The organism is Leucobacter albus, assembly GCF_039528015.1.
Taxonomy (GTDB): domain Bacteria; phylum Actinomycetota; class Actinomycetes; order Actinomycetales; family Microbacteriaceae; genus Leucobacter; species Leucobacter albus.
Genome location: NZ_BAAAKZ010000003.1, coordinates 714,856 through 733,324, shown reverse-complemented (window position 1 = coordinate 733,324; position 18,469 = coordinate 714,856). Strand labels below are relative to the sequence as shown.

Sequence of the window (18,469 nt, the reverse complement as noted above, 5' to 3'; positions counted from 1 at the left end):
ATCACCAGAAACGACGAGAGCGGGTGCCGCCAGAACGCTAGATTCCGGCGGCACCCGCTCAACCGCAGTACGGTGACGGAAACGTCAGATGCTGAAGCCCAGGGCCCGCATCATCTCGCGGCCGTCATCGGTGATTCGCGCCGGCGTCCACGGTGGCATCCACACCCAGTTGATGCGGAACGCAGCGACGAGGCCGTCGAGGGACTCTGCGATGTCGTTTTCGATGACGTCGGTGAGGGGGCACCCGGCGCTCGTGAGTGTCATCGAGATGACGAGCGCGTCGTGCTCTTCGTCGTACGCAAGGTCGTAAATCAGGCCGAGGTCGACGATGTTGACACCGAGCTCGGGGTCGGAGACGTTTTTCAACGCCTCGACGGCCTGTTCCCGGAAGTCAGGGTCGATCGAGACGGGCGCGGTGGCGACGGCAGCCGCCGCCTCCGCACCGGTCTCGGTGGTCGTCTCTTCGCTCATACGCTTAGCCTACGCCCTCTGGCTTAGGCGTCAACGAGGAAGCGGTCGTAACCCTCAGCCTCGAGCCGGTCTGCGAGCTCGGGGCCACCCTGCTCGGCGACGCGCCCGTTGACGAACACGTGCACAAAGTCGGGCTTGATGTAGCGGAGGATGCGGGTGTAGTGGGTGATGAGCATCACGCCAAGGCCGGTGCCGTCCTTCGCGCGGTTGACGCCCTCCGAAACGATCTTCAGCGCGTCGACGTCGAGACCTGAGTCGGTCTCGTCGAGCACGGCAAACTTCGGCTTGAGCAGCTCAAGCTGCAGAATCTCGTTGCGCTTCTTCTCGCCGCCCGAGAAGCCCTCGTTGACGTTGCGCGATGCGAACGACTCGTCCATACGGAGGTTCTTCATCGCGTCGCGTACCTCGCCCATCCAGGTGCGGATGGCGGGAGCCTCGCCGTCAATCGCGGTCTTCGCGGTGCGGAGGAAGTTCGCGTTCGTGACGCCGGGGATCTCGACGGGGTACTGCATCGCGAGGAACAGGCCTGCCTGTGCGCGCTCGTCGACCTCCATCTCGGTGACCTCGACGCCGTCGAGCAGAATGGAGCCGCTCGTGACCTCGTAGCGCGGGTGACCGGCGATCGCGTAGGCGAGGGTCGACTTGCCCGAGCCGTTGGGGCCCATGATTGCGTGGGTTTCGCCCTGCTTCAGGGTGAGGTTCACGCCCTTGAGGATTTCCTTGGCACCCTGCTCAGTTTCTACGCTGACGTGCAGGTCCTTGATCTCGAGAACGGAGCTCATAGTTCAATCTCTTTCGTAACAGTGGGGTCAATAAAGATGTCGCCGTCTTCGATTTCGACGACGTAAACGGGAACCGGCTCGTAGGCCGGGAGGTTGAGCGGCTTGCCGGTGCAGAGCGAGAAGGCCGAGCCGTGCGCCCAGCACTCAAGCGTGTCGCCCTCGACGAAACCCTCGGAAAGACTGATCTCGCCGTGGGTGCAGGTGTCGCCGATGGCGTGCACCTTTCCTTCGCTGTCGAGCACAACCGCCATCGGAACACCGTCAAGCACAACCCTGGTGGCCTGGTCTTGTACGAGCTCCGACAGCGCAATCGCCTTCTGTCGCGCCATTACGCAAGCACGCTCTGCTCAAGCTCTGACTCGATTGCGGCCTGCAGGCGCGCCTCGATCTGCTCGTTGCCGATGCGCTGGATAACGTCGATGAGGAAGCCGCGCACGACAAGCTTGCGCGCCTCATCTTCGGAGATGCCCCGGCTCTGCAGGTAGAAGATGTGCTCCTCGTCGAAACGGCCAGTCGTCGACGCGTGGCCTGCGCCCTCGATGTCGCCGGTCTCGATCTCGAGGTTCGGGATCGAATCGGCGCGTGTGCCCTCGGTGAGGGTGAGGTTGCGGTTCTCTTCGTAGCTGTCGGTGCCGGCCGCGACGCGGCGGATGAGCACGTCGCCGATCCACACGGCGCGCGCACCCTCACCCTGCAGCGCGCCCTTGTAGGCGACGCGGCTGCGGGTGTGGGGTGCGTTGTGGTCGATGTAGACCTGGTGCTCGAGGTGCTGGCCTGCGTCGGCGAAGTACGCGCCGTAGGCCTCGCCGTTCGCGCCCTGCGCATCGAGGTGGATCGAGGGGTTCACCCGCACGATCTTGCCGCCGAGCGACACCACAATGTGCTGGAGATTCGCGTCGCGGCCAACGGTAGCGTTGTGCGTCGCGAGATGCACGGCCTCGTCGTTCCATTCCTGGATCGACACAACCTTGAGGGTCGCACCATCGCCGACAACGATTTCGACGGTCTCGGTGAGGTTCGCGTCGCCCGAGTTCTCGAGAATCACGACGGTGTCGGACTGCGGGGCAGCCTCGATGATCGTGTGCGCGGCCGCGGCTTCGGTGGTGAGCGCGGAGCGCTTCACCGTGACCGTCTGGCGCTCGTGGCTCGTGAGCAGAATACGCTGAGCGCTTTCGACCTGGCCCCACGCGTTCGCAGCGGCCTGATCTTCGGGTAGGCCAGCGCGGCCGACGAGATCCGAGTCCATCGCGACGCTCGACACCTCGACGCCCTCGGCCTCGGAGACCTCGATCGCCGAGCTGGCGCTCGCGAGTTCGCCACCGGTGAGTGACTTAAGCTCTGCGACGGGCGTGTACTTCCAGTTCACCTCACGACCGGTGATCGCCGGGAAATCGGCGATGTCGGCCGACTTCAGGCGCTCCGAGCGCGTCTGCACCGGGGCACGATTCGCCCAGTCTCCGTCGGTGTGTGCCTTCGCACCGTGCTGTTCAGTTTGAAGCGTAGTCATCGTTAACCGACGGATCCTTCCATGCTCATCTCGATGAGTTTGTTCAGTTCGAGCGCGTACTCCATCGGGAGCTCGCGAGCGATGGGCTCGATGAAGCCGCGAACGATCATCGCCATCGACTCCTCTTCGGAGAGGCCGCGGCTCATCAGGTAGAAGAGCTGCTCCTCGCTCACGCGGGTGACTGTCGCCTCGTGCGCGAGGGTCGCGTCGTCGGTGCGAATGTCGATCGCGGGGTAGGTGTCAGAGCGCGAGATGGTGTCAACGAGCAGTGCGTCGCAGACAACCGAGTTCGCCGCATGGTGCGCGTTCGCTTCGATGCGCACCTCGCCGCGGTAACCGGAGCGGCCGCCACCACGGGCGATCGACTTCGCGAGAATCGAGGACTTGGTGTGCGGCGCGAGGTGAATCATCTTCGCGCCCGTGTCCTGATGCTGGCCGGGGCCAGCGAACGCGACCGAAAGCGTCTCGCCCTTCGCGTGCTCGCCGGTGAGGAAGATCGACGGGTACTTCATGGTGTACTTCGACCCGATGTTGCCGTCGACCCACTCCATGGTGGCGCCCTCTTCGGCGATCGCGCGCTTCGTGACGAGGTTGTAGACGTTGCTCGACCAGTTCTGAATCGTCGTGTAGCGAACGCGGGCGTTCTTCTTCACGATGATCTCGACGACTGCCGAGTGCAGCGAGTCAGACTTGTAGATCGGCGCGGTGCAGCCCTCGATGTAGTGCACGTAGCTGTCTTCGTCGGCGATGATGAGCGTGCGCTCGAACTGGCCCATGTTCTCCGTGTTGATGCGGAAGTAAGCCTGGAGCGGGATCTCGACGTGCACGCCCTTCGGTACGTACACGAAGGAACCGCCCGACCAGACGGCCGTGTTCAGCGCGGCGAACTTGTTGTCGCCAGACGGAATGACGGTGCCGAAGTACTCCTGAAAGATCTCCGGGTGCTCCTTGAGCGCGGTGTCGGTGTCGAGGAAGAGCACACCCTGCTCCTCAAGATCCTCGCGAATCTGGTGGTAGACGACCTCAGACTCGTACTGCGCGGCAACGCCCGCGACGAGGCGCTGACGCTCGGCCTCGGGAATGCCGAGGCGCTCGTAGGTCTCCTTGATCTCGTCTGGCAGCTCTTCCCAGGTCGTCGCCTGCTTCTCGGTCGAGCGGACGAAGTATTTGATGTTGTCGAAGTCGATCTCCGTGAGGTCTGCGCCCCAGGTAGGCATCGGCTTTCGATCGAAGATTTGCAGCGCCTTCAGACGGCGCTCAAGCATCCATTCGGGCTCGTTTTTCAGCGCCGAAATGTTGCGAACTACCTCTTCGCTCAGTCCGCGTTTGGCCGTCTCTCCGGCCTCGTCGCTGTCGTGCCAGCCGAACTCGTATTGGCCAAGGCCTTCGAGTTCGGGGCGGTCGATCAGTACCTCAGGCATGATCATTCCCTCTCTCTTTTCGCGCTCCCAAGAACCAAATCCCCAAGTGCTCTCGGACGGTTCCCTGCGATGGTGCAGTAGTCTGGGCGTCGGACAAACTCGACGTGCTCACTAATCGTCAGACGTTTCGATTGCCGCACTAAACCACAGCTTCCGAGTCTACAGCCTTTCGCATAAAAACGGGCGAGACTGGCGAGTTTCACTGGGAGCTTAAAAGTTAAGGAGACCCCGTGTCAGGCGCAACCAGCGTGACCGATTACAGCCCCGCGCGCGTGGAGCAGCCACAGCTCCCGCGGTTTCTGCGATTCTCGGCGTGGGCATCGTTCGTGCTCAACGTGCTTATCATCGCAACTGGCGGTGCCGTGCGGCTCACGGGCTCTGGTCTTGGTTGCACTGAGTGGCCGCTCTGTACCCCGGGCTCACTCGTTCCGACCGAAGAGATGTCGTACCACGCGATCATCGAGTTCGGTAACCGCACCATCAGTGGGCCGCTGCTGCTCGCGGCCCTCGCGGTTGTGGTCATTGGATGGCGGATCCGCTACGCGCGCCGCGACCTGTTCGTACTCTCGTGGCTCGTGCTCGGGCTCGTGCTGCTCCAGGCGGTTGTCGGCGGTTTCATCGTCTGGGAGGAGCTCGCCGCGGTGCTCGTCGGGTTCCACTACACGGTCTCGCTCATCATCGTGTGCATCACGGCGGCATACCTGGCGAGGCTGTACGAGGCGGGCGGTGCTCGCGAGCTCGCCGTGCCACGCGGCTACGCGATCCTCACTCACATCACGACCCTCGCGATGGCCGTCGTGATCATCCTTGGCGTGATCACGACCGCGAACGGGCCGCACTCCGGCGACGAGAACGTCGTACGCAACGGATTCGACGCGACGCTCCTGAGCCACCTGCACGCGTGGCCCGGTTACATCGCCTTCGCGCTCGCGCTCGCGCTCGCCGTGTGGGCGTTCGCGCAGAAGCTGCGGCCGCTTGCATGGGCCATCACGCTGCTCGCGGTGCTGATCGTCCAGATCTTGGTCGGCGTGTACCAGGCGCGCAACGGGCTGCCCCCCGTGCTCGTTGGCGTTCACATGGTGCTGGCCTCGCTCACCGCGGCAACGATGACGGTCGCCGTGCTCCGGCTCAAGCGCCCGCTCGTCGAACGCGTCGCGCAGCAGCGCTAGCCAACACAGGCCAGCCCGGGAGCTCCGGGCTGGCCTTTCCCTGAGGCAAAGTGGCCAGATTGGGTCGCCTGCCGCACACCCACGGCGCGCGGCTGTCGCTAGAATTACAGAGTGTGCGCGCAGGGTGCACTGGAGGCATCGAACGATGCCCGATTCTGGTTGCGGGAAAGGCAGGCCATTGGCTAACGGACTTGAGTGGACAGAGCTCGACGATCGCGCGGTAGACACCGCGCGGGTGCTCGCGGCAGACGCCGTCGAGAAGGTCGGGAACGGCCACCCTGGCACGGCGATTAGCCTGGCCCCCGTCGCGTACCTGCTACACCAGAAGGTGATGCGCCACGACCCGAGTGACGCGAAGTGGATCGGGCGCGACCGCTTCATCCTCTCGGTCGGCCACTCGTCGCTGACGCAGTACGTGCAGCTCTACCTCGGCGGCTACGGCCTCGAGCTCGACGATCTCAAGGCGCTCCGCACCTGGGGCTCCAAGACTCCAGGCCACCCCGAGTACGGCCACACCGATGGTGTCGAGATCACCACCGGCCCGCTCGGCCAGGGCCTCGCCTCTGCCGTCGGCTTCGCCTACGCCGCACGCTACGAGCGCGGCCTGTTTGACCCCGAGGCCGCGCCCGGCACGAGCCCCTTCGACCACAACATCTACGTCATCGCGGGCGACGGCGACCTCCAGGAGGGCGTCACCGCCGAGGCCTCCTCGCTCGCAGGCCACCAGGAGCTCGGCAACCTCATCGCGATCTACGACTCCAACCAGATCTCGATCGAAGACGACACCGACATCTCGTTCTCCGAGGACGTCGCGATGCGCTACGAGTCGTACGGCTGGCAGGTCATCGAGGTTGACTGGAAGAAGACCGGCAACTACGTCGAGGACGTCGCCGAGCTGAATGACGCGATCGAGGCAGCGAAGGCCGAGACGACGAAGCCGTCGCTCATCATCCTGAAGACCATTATCGGCTGGCCCTCCCCCGGCAAGCAGAACACGGGCGGCATTCACGGCGCCAAGCTCGGCGCCGAAGAGCTCGCTGGGCTGAAGAGCGCGCTCGGCTTCGACCCCGAGGAGCACTTCGCCGTTGCCCCCGAGGTCATCGCGCACTCCCGCAAGGCGGTCGAGCGCGGCGCGGCCGGCCGCACGCAGTGGCAGGAGTCGTTCGACGCCTGGGCCGCCCAGAACCCCGAGCGCAAGGCGCTGTTCGACCGCGTCGAGGCGCAGGAGCTCCCCGAGGGCGCGCTCGAGGCGCTCCCGACCTTCGAGCCGGGCGACAGCGTCGCAACCCGCGCAGCGAGCGGCAAGGTGCTCGCGGCCCTCGGCCCGATCATGCCCGAGCTGTGGGGCGGGTCGGCAGACCTCGCCGGCTCGAACAACACCACGATCCCCGGTGCAGCGTCATTCGTCCCAGCGAACCACTCGACGAGCACCTGGACGGGCGACCAGTACGGGCGTGTGCTGCACTTCGGCATCCGCGAGCACGCGATGGGGTCGATCCTCAACGGCATCCAGCTGCACGGCAAGACCCGCAGCTACGGCGGCACGTTCCTCATCTTCAGCGACTACATGCGCCCGGCGGTTCGCCTCGCGGCGCTCATGAACGTGCCAAGCATCTTTGTCTGGACGCACGATTCGATCGCCCTCGGCGAGGATGGCCCGACGCACCAGCCGATCGAGCAGCTCGCGACGCTGCGCGCGATCCCGAACCTCGCGATGGTGCGCCCCGCCGACGCAAACGAGGTGTCGATCGCGTGGCACGAGATCCTCACCCGCCACGCGGGCCCGACGGGCATCGCGCTCACCCGCCAGAACGTGCCGGTGCTCCCCCGCGGCGGCGAGTTCGCTACGCACGAGCAGGCGGCCGAGGGCGTGCGCCGCGGCGCCTACGTGCTCGCCGACAGCGCGACCGGTTCGCTCGACGTGATCCTCATCGCAACCGGCTCCGAGGTGCAGCTCGCCGTTGAGGCGCGCGAACGGCTCGCAGCCGACGGCATCGGCGCACGCGTCGTGTCGGCGCCGTCGCTCGAGTGGTTCGCTGAGCAGACCGACGAGTACCGCGAGAGCGTGCTCCCGACGGCCGTCACCGCGCGCGTGAGTGTCGAGGCAGGGCTCTCGCTCGGCTGGGAGCGCTACGTCGGCGATCGCGGCCGGTCGGTGTCGATCGAACACTTCGGCGCCTCGGCTGACTACGAGACGCTGTTCCAGAAGTTCGGCATCACCACCGACGCCGTCGTCGCGGCGGCCCACGACTCGCTCGCCAACTGACCCTCCCGGCCACGAAAGGCAGACATGACTAACGAACGTACCGCGGCGCTTACCGCAGCCGGCGTGAGCATTTGGCTCGACGATCTCTCCCGCTCGCGCATTGAGAGCGGCCAGCTCCAGCAGCTCATCGACACCGTCGACGTCGTCGGAGTGACGACGAACCCAACGATCTTTCAGAACGCCATCGGCTCGGGCGTCGGCTACGGCGATCGCATCGCAGACTGCGCTGCGCGGGGTCTTGACGCCGCGGCCACGATTACCGAGCTCACGACCGCCGACGTCGCCGACGCCTGCGATATCTTCGCTGGTATCTATGCGGCAACGGGCGGCACAGACGGCCGGGTCTCGATCGAGGTTGAGCCGGGTCTCGCGCGCGACACCGCGGGCACAATCGCACAGGCGAGGGAGCTCTGGGCAAAGGTCGACCGCGAGAACGCGATGATCAAGATCCCGGCAACCGTAGAGGGCCTCGAGGCGATCTCCGAGACCATCGCGGCAGGCATCAGCGTCAACGTCACGCTGATCTTCAGCCTCGAGCGCTACCGCCAGGTCATCAACGCCTACCTCACCGGGCTCGAGCGGGCTCGCGCGGCGGGGCACGACCTCGCGAAGATCCACTCGGTCGCTTCGTTCTTCGTGTCGCGCGTTGACACCGAGATCGACGCCCGCCTCACCGCGGTCGGCACTCCCGAGGCGCTTGCGCTGAAGAGTCAGGCAGGCGTGGCAAACGCTCGCCTGGCCTACGAGGTCTACGAGCAGGCATTTTCGAGCGAGCGCGCGAAGCTGCTGCTCGGTCTCGGCGCACACGCGCAGCGACCCCTCTGGGCCTCGACCGGTGTGAAAGACCCGGCGCTCCCCGACACGCTGTACGTCACCGAGCTCGCCGCGCCGAATACCGTCAACACGATGCCCGAGGCAACGCTGAACGCCCTCGCCGACCACGGCGAGGTGCGCGGCGACGCGGTCAGCGGCAGCTACGTCGACGCAAACCAGGTGCTCAACGCGGTCGACGCCCAGGGCGTCGACTACGCTGCGGTCACCGAGCAGCTCGAGGTCGAGGGGCTTGCGAAGTTCGTTGCTTCGTGGAACGACCTCACCGAGACCGTGGCGGGTGCGCTGAAGGCGGCCAATTGACGATCTCGCTGACGGGGGTGAGTGAGCGCCCCGGCTCTGCCGAGGCGCTCACATCCCTCCTCTCCGCCCGGTTCGCGTCGCGCCTCTTCGCAAAAGACGCCACGCTCTGGGGCGAAGCAGCGGCCGCCGAGGCAGCGGTGCGACTCGGCTGGACAGACGCCACCGGGGCCGCACTCGACCTCATCGACGGCGCCGAGCGGCTCGCGAGCGAGTACCGAGCCGCCGGCATCGACCGCATCGTGCTCTGCGGCATGGGCGGCTCGAGCCTCGCACCGCTGGTCATCGCGCCGGCACTCTCTGTGCTCGACTCGACGCACCCCGACGCCGTGCGTGCGGCGCTTGAGGGCGACCTGCAGCGCACCGCCGTCGTCGTGAGCTCGAAGTCGGGCGGCACCGTCGAGACGCTCAGCCACCTCGCAGCGTGGGAAGGCGCGTTTGCGGGTGCCGGCATCGATGCAGCCGAGCGCATCGTTGTGGTCACCGACCCCGGCTCGACGCTCGCGGAGCGTGCAGCAGCGTCGGGCATGCGGGCCTTTCTTGCCGACCCCACAGTGGGAGGCCGCTTCTCGGCCCTCACCGCGTTTGGCATTGTGCCGTCGGTGCTCGCCGGGGCCGACTTCCGGCCGATTATCGCCGAAGCAGCCGCGGTGCGCCACGACCTCAGCGCCGACTCAGGCGAAAACCCCGCGCTCGCGCTCGCTGCTGCGCTGCACGCCGACCTGCCCGAGCGCTTCGTGCTCGAGCTGCACCCCGACGGTTCGCTGCCCGCTGAGCTTGGGCTGTGGATCGAACAGCTCGTCGCGGAGTCGACGGGCAAGCAGGGGCACGGGCTACTTCCGGTCGCGCTGCCCGTCGGCGCGGCGGGCACGCGATCCACCGCCGCGCTATCGCTTGGGTTCGGCCTGAGCTCCCCTGCGGGCGCTGATGCACGGCCGGCCGGCGAGCTGTTCGTCTCCGCGCCACTCGGAGCACAGCTGCTGCTCTGGCAGGTCGTCACTGCCGCGCTCGGCTTTCTGCTCGGCGTCGACCCGTTCAACCAGCCAGACGTCGAGGCCGCGAAGATCGCCACCAGGGCGTCGTTGGGTGGCGCCGCCGCGCCGGTAGCATCGCCGCCGGCGGCCTCTGACCTGCTTGCGGAGCTTCGCCGCGTTGCCCCGGCAGACGGGTACCTCGCAATCCAGGCATACGTAGATCCGACGGCTCCCGAGATCGCCGAGCAGCTCGAGCGGCTCCGCTCCGCACTCGGTGAGGAGCTCGGCATCGCGGTGACAGCGGCGTACGGGCCGCGCTACCTGCACTCCACTGGCCAACTGCACAAGGGCGGGCCGCAGCAGGGCGCCTTCTTGCAGCTCATCGACGTGCCCGTGCGCGACGTGGTCATCCCGGGCCCCGAGGCCGGTGCCGAGCTGCGCTTTGGCGAGCTGATGCGAGCACAGGCCCGCGGCGACGCGAGTGTGCTGCGCGCGCGCGGGAGGGCCGTCGTCACCGTCGAACGGGAGCACGTCGAGGGCTATCTCGCAGAGCTCATCGCAGGCTGCGCCCGCTAGCGAGGTGCGGCCCGCGGTGGCGCTACCGCCCCGCTCATGTTAGCGTCCACTTACGGAACTATCCGTCTGGACTCAAGAACGGAGCGATGCAGTGACGCAACGCGAGCGACTACTCCGCTGGGAAGACCCCGCCCCGAACTATATCGCCCAGCGGGGCATGACGGGGCTCGAAATGCTCACGGCGATGCGCGACGGCGAGCTCCCGGGGCCGCCAATAGCCGCGGCCATGCGAATGGCGCTCACTGAGGTCGAGGCGGGCCGCGCCGTGTTCGTGTGCGACCCCGACGAGTCGCTCTACAACCCCTTCGGCACCGTGCACGGGGGCGCGGTCTGCACCGTGCTTGATTCGGCAACCGGCTGCGCCGTCGGCTCCACGCTCGCAAGGGGCATGAGCTACACCTCGATTGAAATTAAGGTGAGCTTTCTGCGGCCCATTACCGAGCGCACCGGCCGGCTCACCGCGACGGGCACGGTCACAAAACCCGGGCGCCGCGTGATGTTCGCAGATGGCGCCCTCACCGACGACGCTGGCACGCTCCTGGCGACCACAAGCGGGTCGTTTCTCGTGTTCCCGACTCCGGCGCCTGAGGCGCACGCGGAGGGCTAACCACGCAGGCGCAACGAAGAGGCGGCCAGGAAGATACTCCTGGCCGCCTCTTCGTGTGCGTCTGGTCGACCGAACTGCGGCACTTCGCGCCGCTGCAGCTTGGCGCTACGCCGTGAGCTTCGCAGTGCCTCGGCGCTGGCGGAGCTTCAGCAGCGCCGCCTCGAGCAGCTCTTCGGCCTCTTCGGGGGTGCGCCGCTCCTTCACGTAGGCGAGGTGCGTCTTGTAGGGCTCGTTCTTCGCGAGCTCCGGTGGGTTCTGCTGATCTTGCCCGGCGGGCAGGCCCGTCGAGGGCGAATCGATCTGCTCGGGAATGTCTTCGTCTGAGACATCGGCCGCAAAGTAGCGAACCGTCTCGTTGCCGAGCGCGTCCCAGTACGAGACCTTCTTACGTTCTGCACGCACGCCGTGATCCATCTCGCCCATGGGGCCGGATCCGACGCGCGCACCGCGAATGGCGTTACTGCCTGCCACGGGTGACCTGCTTTCGAAAAATTAAATGAGTGTGAAGCGCTCGACGAGGCCGATGCCAACGATCGAGAAGAACCACACGAGTGACACGATGATCGTGAGCCTGTTGAGGTTGCGCTCAGCGACGCCTGAGGAGCCGAGGCTCGACGTGACGCCACCACCGAACATGTCGGAGAGCCCGCCGCCGCGCCCCTTGTGGAGCAGCACGAACAGGATGAGCAGCAGGCTCGTCAGCACGAGCAGCGAGATCAGGGCGATCTTCAGTACGAGCAAAATTGGTGCCTTTCACAACGAGGCGCAGTAAGTCAGCCTCCAGTATAGCCGGTATTCGCGTTTCGCCGGGTAGCCGCGACGGGCGCGTGGCGCTCCGGGCGCTAGACGGTCACGTGCTTTTGGAACTGAGCGATGCGGCTGAACTCGTCGACCTTCAGGCTCGCTCCGCCAACGAGCGCGCCGTCGACGTTGGGCTGCTTGAGGTAGCTCGCAACGTTCTGGCTCGACACGGAGCCGCCGTACAGCACCCGAGTAGTATCTGCGACGGCATCGCCGCGCTCGGTGCGCAGCAGTTCTCGAATCGCGAGGGCGACCTCCTCTGCCTGGGCCGGGGTCGCCGGGTCACCGCTGCCGATCGCCCACACGGGCTCGTAGGCGACCACAAACTCAGCGCCCTCCGGCAGCTTGCCGAGAGCGGCCCTGAGCTGCCGCAGCGGAATCGCCGCGGCGCCGTGCTCCTCGAGATCTGCGGCGGTCTCGCCAACGCAGATCACGGGCACCATGCCCGCGGCGCTCGCGGCGCTGGCCTTGAGCCCGATGAGTTCGTCGCTCTCGCCGTGGCCGCCGCGCCGCTCAGAGTGGCCGACGATGACGTATCGGGTGTCGAGCCGCGCAAGCATGGCAGCAGAGATATCGCCCGTATAGGCACCGGCCTCGTGCGGGGAGACGTCTTGCGCGCCGAGTGCAACGGCGAGCTTGTCGGCTGCCAGCAGCGTCTGCACGGAGCGCAGGTCGGTGAACGGCGGGAAGACCGCGATCTCGGCCTCGGCGTAGTTGTGCTGCGCGTCTTTCAGACTCCAGGCGAGCTTCTGCACAAAGGCGATGGCCTGCAGGTGGTCGAAGTTCATCTTCCAGTTGCCGGCAATCAGCGGGGTGCGCTTCACCTGTGTTGTGGCTTGCGGTGCGGGTGCGGGTGCGTCGTTCATGCGAGGACCTCCAGTCCGGGCAGCGATTTGCCTTCAAGGTATTCGAGGCTCGCGCCTCCGCCAGTTGAGATGTGGCCAAATGCGTCGTCGGCGAAGCCGAGGGCGCGAACGGCCGCGGCCGAGTCTCCCCCGCCGACGACCGTGAAGCCTTCGGTCTCGGTGAGCGCGCGCGCAACGGTACGGGTGCCCTCAGCGAAGGCCGCCATCTCGAAGACGCCCATCGGGCCGTTCCAGAACACGGTCTTCGACTCGGCGATGACCTTGGCGAACGCCGCCGCAGATTCGGGGCCGATGTCGAGACCGAGCCCGGTCGCGCCGAAGCTGCTCGTCTCGATGGCATTCGCCGGGACGACCTCGTGTGCCGCGTCGGCGGCAAAGCCAGCAGCAACGACAATGTCGGTCGGGAGCACGATGGTGACACCGCGCTCGGACGCCGTGCGCAGGTAGCCACGCACGGTGTCGAGCTGGTCTTTCTCGAGCAGGCTGGAGCCTACGGCGTGACCCTGGGCGGCGAGGAAGGTGAACACCATTCCCCCGCCGATAAGCAGCGTGTCGACACGCTCGATGAGATGGGCGATGACGCCGAGCTTGTCTGACACCTTCGACCCGCCGAGCACGACCGCGTAGGGCCGCTCGGCCTTTTCGGTGAGGCGCTCGAGCACCTCGAGCTCGGCGGCGACGAGCCGGCCGGCGGCGCTCGGGAGCAGCTGCGCGAGATCGTAGACGCTCGCCTGCTTCCGGTGTACGACACCGAACCCGTCAGAGACGAACGCGTCGCCGAGCTCGGCAAGCGCCGCGGCGAAGCCACGCCGCTCAGCGTCGTCCTTGCTCGTCTCCCCCGGGTTGAACCGCAGGTTTTCGAGCAGCACCACATCACCGTCTTCAAGGGCCGCAACGGCGGCGGTGGCGGCTTCGCCGACGGTTTCGTCGACGAAGCCAACCTCCGCACCGAGGAGTTCGGCCATGCGCTCGGCCACCGGGCGGAGTGAGTACCGCTCGTCGGGCGCCCCGTCAGGGCGCCCGAGATGGCTAATCGGCACAATTCGAGCGCCGGCATCGCGCAGCTCACGAATGGTCGTGAGCGAGGCGCGGATCCGCCCGTCGTCGGTGATCGTCTTCGCGCCGCTCGCATCTGTGGCGAGCGGCACGTTGAGATCACAGCGGACAATTACCGTTTTCGAGCCGAGTGGCCCGAGCGAATCGAGTGTGCGCATGGTTCCTTAGGGTGAGCGGGTGCTGGGTGGCGCGTGGCTTAAATCAGGCCGGGGGTCTGCGCGCGCGCTGCCTCGAGCCGCTTCGCAACGTCTTGCCAGTTCGCGATGTTCCAGAAGGCCTTCACGTAGTCAGCGCGAACGTTGAGGTAGTCGAGGTAGTACGCGTGCTCCCAGCAGTCGAGCATGAGCAGCGGAACGGTGCCAGCGGGGAGGTTGCCCTGCTGGTCGAACATCTGCACGATGTTTGCGCGCTGGCCGAGCGTGTCCCACGCGAGCACGGCCCAACCCGAGCCCTGCACGCCCATCGCGGTCGCGGTGAAATGCGCCTGGAACTTCTCGAAATCGCCAAAGTACTCGTCGATTGCCGCAGCGAGCTCGCCCTCTGGCTTGCCGCCGCCGTCGGGCGACATGTTGTTCCAGAAAATCGTGTGGTTCACGTGGCCGCCCACGTTGAACGCGAGATCCTTCTCCAGCTTGTTGACCGGTGCGAGGTTACCCGACTCGCGGGCCTCGGCGAGCTGCTCGAGCGCAGTGTTTGCTCCGGTGACGTACGCCTGGTGGTGCTTGTCGTGGTGCAACTGCATGATCTTGCCGCTGATGTGCGGCTCGAGGGCAGCGTAATCGTAGGGCAGTTCAGGGAGTGAGTATGTGGTCATTGCAGCTCCATTTCTCTTCAGTGTTTCAATCGCCAGTCTATTGCGGTAACCCTCGGGGTGCCGAGTGTTCGCTGCTGGCTAGATCACACGAGTTCCTCAGGTACGCTCGCCTCAGTTCCAGGGATGCCCTGGTCCTCGGCGGCCTTGTCGGCCATCGCGAGCAGCCGGCGAATTCGCCCGGCAATCGCGTCCTTCGTGAGCGGCGGATCGGCGCGCGCGCCCAGCTCGTCGAGGCTTGCCTCGCGGTGCGTGAGCCTGAGCTTGCCCGCGTAATTCAGGTGGTCGGGCACATCGCTTCCGAGAATCTCGAGCGCGCGCTCCACGCGCGCGCACGCCGCGACCGACGCCTCGGCCGAACGGCGAAGGTTGGCGTCGTCAAAGTTCACGAGCCGGTTCGCGGTGGCGCGGGTCTCGCGCGCCTTGCGCAGGTTGTCCCAGGCGGCACGGCACTCGTCGGCGCCCATCAGGCCGAGCAGCGTGCCAATCGCCTCGCCGTCGCGCACAAGCAGCTTTGACACGCCACGAATATCGCGGCTCTTTGCGTCAACTCCGATGCGGCTTGCCGCCCCAACGAGCGCCATTGCGGTCTCGCTGCTCGGGCACACGACCTCGAGGCTCACCGTGCGGCCGGGAGGAGTGATCTTGCCGCGCGCGAGGAACGCGCCGCGCAGCGCCGCTGCGAGCTCTTTCGCGTCACCGGTGGTGATGCGATTGGGCAGGCCGCGGATCGGCCGGCGCCGCTGATCAAGCAGTCCGAGCTGACGGGCGAGCGTCTCGCCATCGATCACGCGAACGAGGAATTGCGGTGCGCCGGGGCGCACACTCGTGGGGGGCAGCTGGCGGGCCTCGGCGCGCACGCCGTAGAGCTCCGCAAGGTCTTTTCGCACGCGCTGAACCGTCTGCGGGGTGTGCAGTTCAGCTTCAAGGGCAATACGCCCGTTGATCGTGTGTAGGCCGCCAGACAAGCGCAGGATCGTGGCGAGTTCCGCCATTCGTTCCCCGGTCCGTTGCACGGGGAGCTTCACCAGCTCGCTCATGACATCGGCGGTACTCGGCACAGACATTCCTTTCGAAACAGGTGAATAGCAAACTAGAGGGGGCGAACGACGCCCCCTTCTACTCGCGACCGAGGTCGCGGTGGCGGAGCTGAACGCTCACACCTGGCAGACTGGCAAGCCGGTCTGCGAGCTCACGGGCAACTGCCACGGAGCGGTGCTTGCCGCCGGTGCACCCGACGGCGAGCGATGCGTGTCGCTTGTTCTCGCGTTGGAACCCGGCGAACACCGGGGCGAGGGCGGCAACGTAGGCGTCGATGAACTCGGTCGCACCCTCACGGCTCAGGACGTAGTCCTTCACCGCGGGGTCGACGCCTGTGAGCGGACGAAGCTCGGGTTCCCAAAACGGGTTCGGGATGAACCGCATGTCAACCATGAGATCCACGTCGGTCGGTGCACCGTATTTGAAGCCGAAGCTCATGACGGTAAGTTGCAGGCCAGCGACGTCGTCTGACGAAAACATTTCGCGCGTTGCGGTTGTCAGCTGGTGCACGTTGTAGTTCGACGTGTCGACCACAACGTCGCTCGTCGCACGCAGCTCCTGCGAGCGCTCGCGCTCGAGCCGAATGCCCTCGAGCAGCCCGCCCGCCTCGACCTGCAGGGGGTGCGGGCGCCGCACGCTCTCGTAGCGGCGCACGAGAATGTCGTCTGCTGCGTCGAGGAAGACGACGCGAACCGTCGCAGACACGCGCAGCTCCTTCACCGTCTCCTGGATGTCGGCGAACAGATCACGGCCGCGCACATCGACCACCGCAGCGATCTTGGGCAGCGCGCCGCCCGACTTGTCTGCCATGTCGGCGAGCGTCTTCACCATTGACAGCGGGAGGTTGTCTACGACATACCAGCCAAGATCTTCAAGGGTGTTCGCGACGGTGCTGCGGCCTGCGCCTGACATTCCGGTCACGATCAAAATTTCTTGACCGTTCACGACATCATTCATCGTCTACTCCCTCTTACTCGGTAACTGGTGTGTGCCCCGGCTCGGTGCCTCGCTCGAAGTCTCGTTCGATGTCGCGCTGGGGGTCAGCGCCCGACTGTGCATCGACAATCTTAGCGTCAGGCGCGGGGTTTCGGAGTCGGGTAAGGTGTCCGAGAATCTGCTCGGCCGTGCGCTCCCCGATCCCAGGCACGGCAGCCATCTCGCTCACTGACGCCGCACGCAAGCGCGCAGCCGAACCGAAATGCCGAAGCAGCTGTTGCACGCGCTTCGGGCCGAGCCCCGGAACGTCGGCGAGTTGCGAGGCGATGGCCTCACTGCGGCGCTTTCGCTGGAAGGTGATGGCGAAGCGATGCGCCTCATCGCGTGCGCGCTGCACGAGGAACAGTGCCTCGCTCGTGCGCGGCAGAATCACCGGGAACGGGTCGTCTGGTAACCACAGCTCCTCAAGCCGCTTGGCGATGCCACAGAGCGCGATATCGGTGATACCGGCCTCGCTGAGCGCGCGGTGCGCGGCCTTCACCTGCGGCTCGCCGCCGTCAACGATGATGAGCTGCGGGCGTGCACGGTACGCGCCGCTCGGCAGCTCCCCCGCCTCCCTCGCAAGATTCAGCTGCGCCGCGCGCCTCGTCACGACCTGGTAGATCGAATCGGTGTCGTCGGTCGTGTCTTCGATGCGGTACTTGCGGTACTCGCTCTTCGCGGGCAGCCCGTCCTCGAAGACCACGAGCGAGGCGACCACGCCGGTGCCCTGCAGGTGAGACACATCAATACATTCGATGCGAAGCGGCGCCTCGGGCATGTCGAGGGCCTGCTGCAGTTCGGCGAGCGCGTCGGTGCGCGAGGTGATGTCGGCGGCGCGCTTGAGCTTGTAGCGCATGAGATTCTCGCCGGCGTTGAGCGTGGCCCGGTCCATTAACTGGGCCTTGTCGCCGCGTTCGGGGGTGCGGATCCGCACCTTTCCACCGCGCGGGCGCCCCCTCGCGAGCGTCTCCTCGAGCGAGGCGAGCCCATCTGGCAGCTCGGGCACGAGCACCTCGGGCGGCGGCTCGTGCCCGCCCTCGTACGCGGTCTGCAAAACCTGCTCAAGCAGCCGCCCGGGCGAGTCGTCGAGCTCGACGTCGACTATCCAGCTACGCTCGCCGCGCACGCGCCCGCCGCGAATAATGAACTGGTGCAGCGCGGCAGAAAGCTCGTCAACCCTGAGCCCGAACGCGTCAACGTCGACCTCGTGGCCGAGCACGATCGCGTTCTTCTCCATCACGTGCTCTACGGCCGCGACCTGGTCGCGCAGCCGCGCCGCGTCTTCGTATCGCTGCTCGGCGGCGGCGTCTTTCATCTCGCGCTGCAGCCTGCGAAACTGCGTCTGGTAGTTACCCGAGAGAAACGCCACGAGCTCGCTCACGCGCTCGCGGTGCTCGGCAACGGTTACCGTGAAGGAACACGGGCCGGCGCAGCGCCCAATCTGCCCGGCGAGGCACGGCTTGCCGCTCGACATCGCCCGTCGGTAGTCAGCGTCGTTACAGGTGCGAATCGGAAACGCCTGCTGCAGCAACGACGCCGTCTCGCGAATCGCCCACACCTTCGGGTAGGGGCCGAAATATTTCGCGCCCCTGATTTTTTCGTTGCGGGTGATGACGAGCCTGGGCGCCTCCTCAGCGAGTGTCACCGCGAGGTAGGGGTAGGTCTTGTCGTCTTTAAATTGCACGTTAAACGGAGGCTTGTACTCCGTGATCCACGTGTGCTCGAGCACGAGCGACTCGGTGTCGCTCGCTACGACAGTCCAGTCGACATTCGCCGCGAGCGACAGCATGCGGCGCGTTCGCGGCATGAGCGAGTGCATCGGCTGGAAGTAGTTCGCCAGCCGCGCGCGCAGGTTCTTCGCCTTGCCGATGTAGAGCACCCGCCCGTGCCGATCAGAGAATCGGTAGACGCCGGGGCTCGTGGGGATCTCGCCCTGGGCAGGCTTGAAGGCGTCGCGGGGGTCGGCGGGGGCCTCGGCCTCCGCTCCCCCGCGAAGCGGATCCTCGCTCATG

At 66.3% G+C, this 18,469-nt stretch carries 18 protein-coding genes; 5 read left to right on the top strand and 13 right to left on the bottom strand.

What is annotated here, in order from left to right:
• Positions 1-84: 84 nt before the first annotated feature.
• Genes ABD115_RS06990 through sufB form a run of 5 tightly spaced genes read right to left on the bottom strand, consistent with a single transcriptional unit; the run spans position 85 to position 4,181 of the window.
• On the bottom strand, positions 85-471 hold the full coding sequence (locus tag ABD115_RS06990) for a metal-sulfur cluster assembly factor (RefSeq protein WP_343959583.1): 387 nt from the start codon (positions 469-471) through the stop codon (positions 85-87).
• A gap of 23 nt (positions 472-494) precedes the next feature.
• Positions 495-1,253 carry a Fe-S cluster assembly ATPase SufC gene (gene sufC, locus ABD115_RS06985; RefSeq protein ID WP_343959580.1) on the bottom strand — a complete coding sequence of 253 codons (759 nt, stop codon included), beginning with the start codon at positions 1,251-1,253 and terminating at the stop codon, positions 495-497.
• Complete coding sequence (locus ABD115_RS06980) at positions 1,250-1,582, bottom strand: non-heme iron oxygenase ferredoxin subunit (protein WP_343959578.1); 333 nt, start codon at positions 1,580-1,582, stop codon at positions 1,250-1,252. The genes sufC and ABD115_RS06980 overlap by 4 nt, the downstream gene beginning before the upstream one ends.
• The gene (sufD, locus tag ABD115_RS06975) at positions 1,582-2,760 is read right to left on the bottom strand and encodes a Fe-S cluster assembly protein SufD (RefSeq protein WP_343959576.1); all 1,179 of its coding nucleotides are present in this window, start codon (positions 2,758-2,760) and stop codon (positions 1,582-1,584) included. Before sufD ends, ABD115_RS06980 begins: the two co-directional genes overlap by 1 nt.
• A 2-nt stretch (positions 2,761-2,762) precedes the next feature.
• Entirely contained in the window at positions 2,763-4,181 is a 1,419-nt protein-coding gene (sufB, locus tag ABD115_RS06970) for a Fe-S cluster assembly protein SufB (protein WP_343959574.1), read from the bottom strand.
• Between the two features lie 230 nt (positions 4,182-4,411).
• On the opposite strand from sufB, the gene ABD115_RS06965 reads away from it, so the two are divergent.
• The 5 genes from ABD115_RS06965 to ABD115_RS06945 all read left to right on the top strand — a co-directional run bounded on the left by ABD115_RS06965 (position 4,412) and on the right by ABD115_RS06945 (position 10,904).
• On the top strand, positions 4,412-5,350 hold the full coding sequence (locus tag ABD115_RS06965; protein ID WP_343959571.1) for a COX15/CtaA family protein: 939 nt from the start codon (positions 4,412-4,414) through the stop codon (positions 5,348-5,350).
• 145 nt (positions 5,351-5,495) lie between these two features.
• On the top strand, positions 5,496-7,616 hold the full coding sequence (gene tkt / locus ABD115_RS06960) for a transketolase (protein WP_343959569.1): 2,121 nt from the start codon (positions 5,496-5,498) through the stop codon (positions 7,614-7,616).
• A 24-nt stretch (positions 7,617-7,640) separates the two neighbouring features.
• On the top strand, positions 7,641-8,750 hold the full coding sequence (gene tal, locus ABD115_RS06955) for a transaldolase (RefSeq protein WP_343959567.1): 1,110 nt from the start codon (positions 7,641-7,643) through the stop codon (positions 8,748-8,750).
• A complete protein-coding gene (locus tag ABD115_RS06950) occupies positions 8,747-10,297 on the top strand; it encodes a glucose-6-phosphate isomerase (RefSeq protein ID WP_343959564.1) in 1,551 nt (516 codons plus the stop codon). The genes tal and ABD115_RS06950 overlap by 4 nt, the downstream gene beginning before the upstream one ends.
• A 91-nt stretch (positions 10,298-10,388) precedes the next feature.
• Entirely contained in the window at positions 10,389-10,904 is a 516-nt protein-coding gene (locus tag ABD115_RS06945) for a PaaI family thioesterase (RefSeq protein ID WP_343959562.1), read from the top strand.
• A 105-nt stretch (positions 10,905-11,009) separates the two neighbouring features.
• On the opposite strand, the gene ABD115_RS06940 is transcribed toward ABD115_RS06945, so the two are convergent.
• The 8 genes from ABD115_RS06940 to uvrC form a co-directional block, all read right to left on the bottom strand.
• Entirely contained in the window at positions 11,010-11,375 is a 366-nt protein-coding gene (locus tag ABD115_RS06940; RefSeq protein WP_343959560.1) for an RNA polymerase-binding protein RbpA, read from the bottom strand.
• A gap of 21 nt (positions 11,376-11,396) precedes the next feature.
• Positions 11,397-11,645, bottom strand: a complete 249-nt coding sequence (gene secG, locus ABD115_RS06935) for a preprotein translocase subunit SecG (protein ID WP_343959558.1) — start codon at positions 11,643-11,645, stop codon at positions 11,397-11,399.
• A 101-nt stretch (positions 11,646-11,746) separates the two neighbouring features.
• Positions 11,747-12,571, bottom strand: coding sequence for a triose-phosphate isomerase (tpiA, locus tag ABD115_RS06930; protein WP_343959556.1), 825 nt, complete (start codon positions 12,569-12,571; stop codon positions 11,747-11,749).
• Positions 12,568-13,785, bottom strand: a complete 1,218-nt coding sequence (locus ABD115_RS06925) for a phosphoglycerate kinase (RefSeq protein ID WP_343959554.1) — start codon at positions 13,783-13,785, stop codon at positions 12,568-12,570. The genes tpiA and ABD115_RS06925 overlap by 4 nt, the downstream gene beginning before the upstream one ends.
• A gap of 38 nt (positions 13,786-13,823) precedes the next feature.
• The gene (locus ABD115_RS06920) at positions 13,824-14,441 is read right to left on the bottom strand and encodes a superoxide dismutase (protein WP_343959552.1); all 618 of its coding nucleotides are present in this window, start codon (positions 14,439-14,441) and stop codon (positions 13,824-13,826) included.
• An 83-nt stretch (positions 14,442-14,524) separates the two neighbouring features.
• Positions 14,525-15,499 (bottom strand): DNA-binding protein WhiA, encoded by a 975-nt coding sequence (gene whiA / locus ABD115_RS06915; RefSeq protein ID WP_343959550.1) that lies wholly within the window; start codon positions 15,497-15,499, stop codon positions 14,525-14,527.
• Between the two features lie 58 nt (positions 15,500-15,557).
• A complete protein-coding gene (rapZ, locus tag ABD115_RS06910) occupies positions 15,558-16,436 on the bottom strand; it encodes an RNase adapter RapZ (RefSeq protein ID WP_343959548.1) in 879 nt (292 codons plus the stop codon).
• Positions 16,437-16,449: 13 nt separating this feature from the next.
• Positions 16,450-18,468: an excinuclease ABC subunit UvrC gene (gene uvrC, locus ABD115_RS06905; protein ID WP_343959547.1), complete on the bottom strand. Its 2,019-nt coding sequence runs from the start codon at positions 18,466-18,468 to the stop codon at positions 16,450-16,452.
• Position 18,469: the final 1 nt, after the last annotated feature.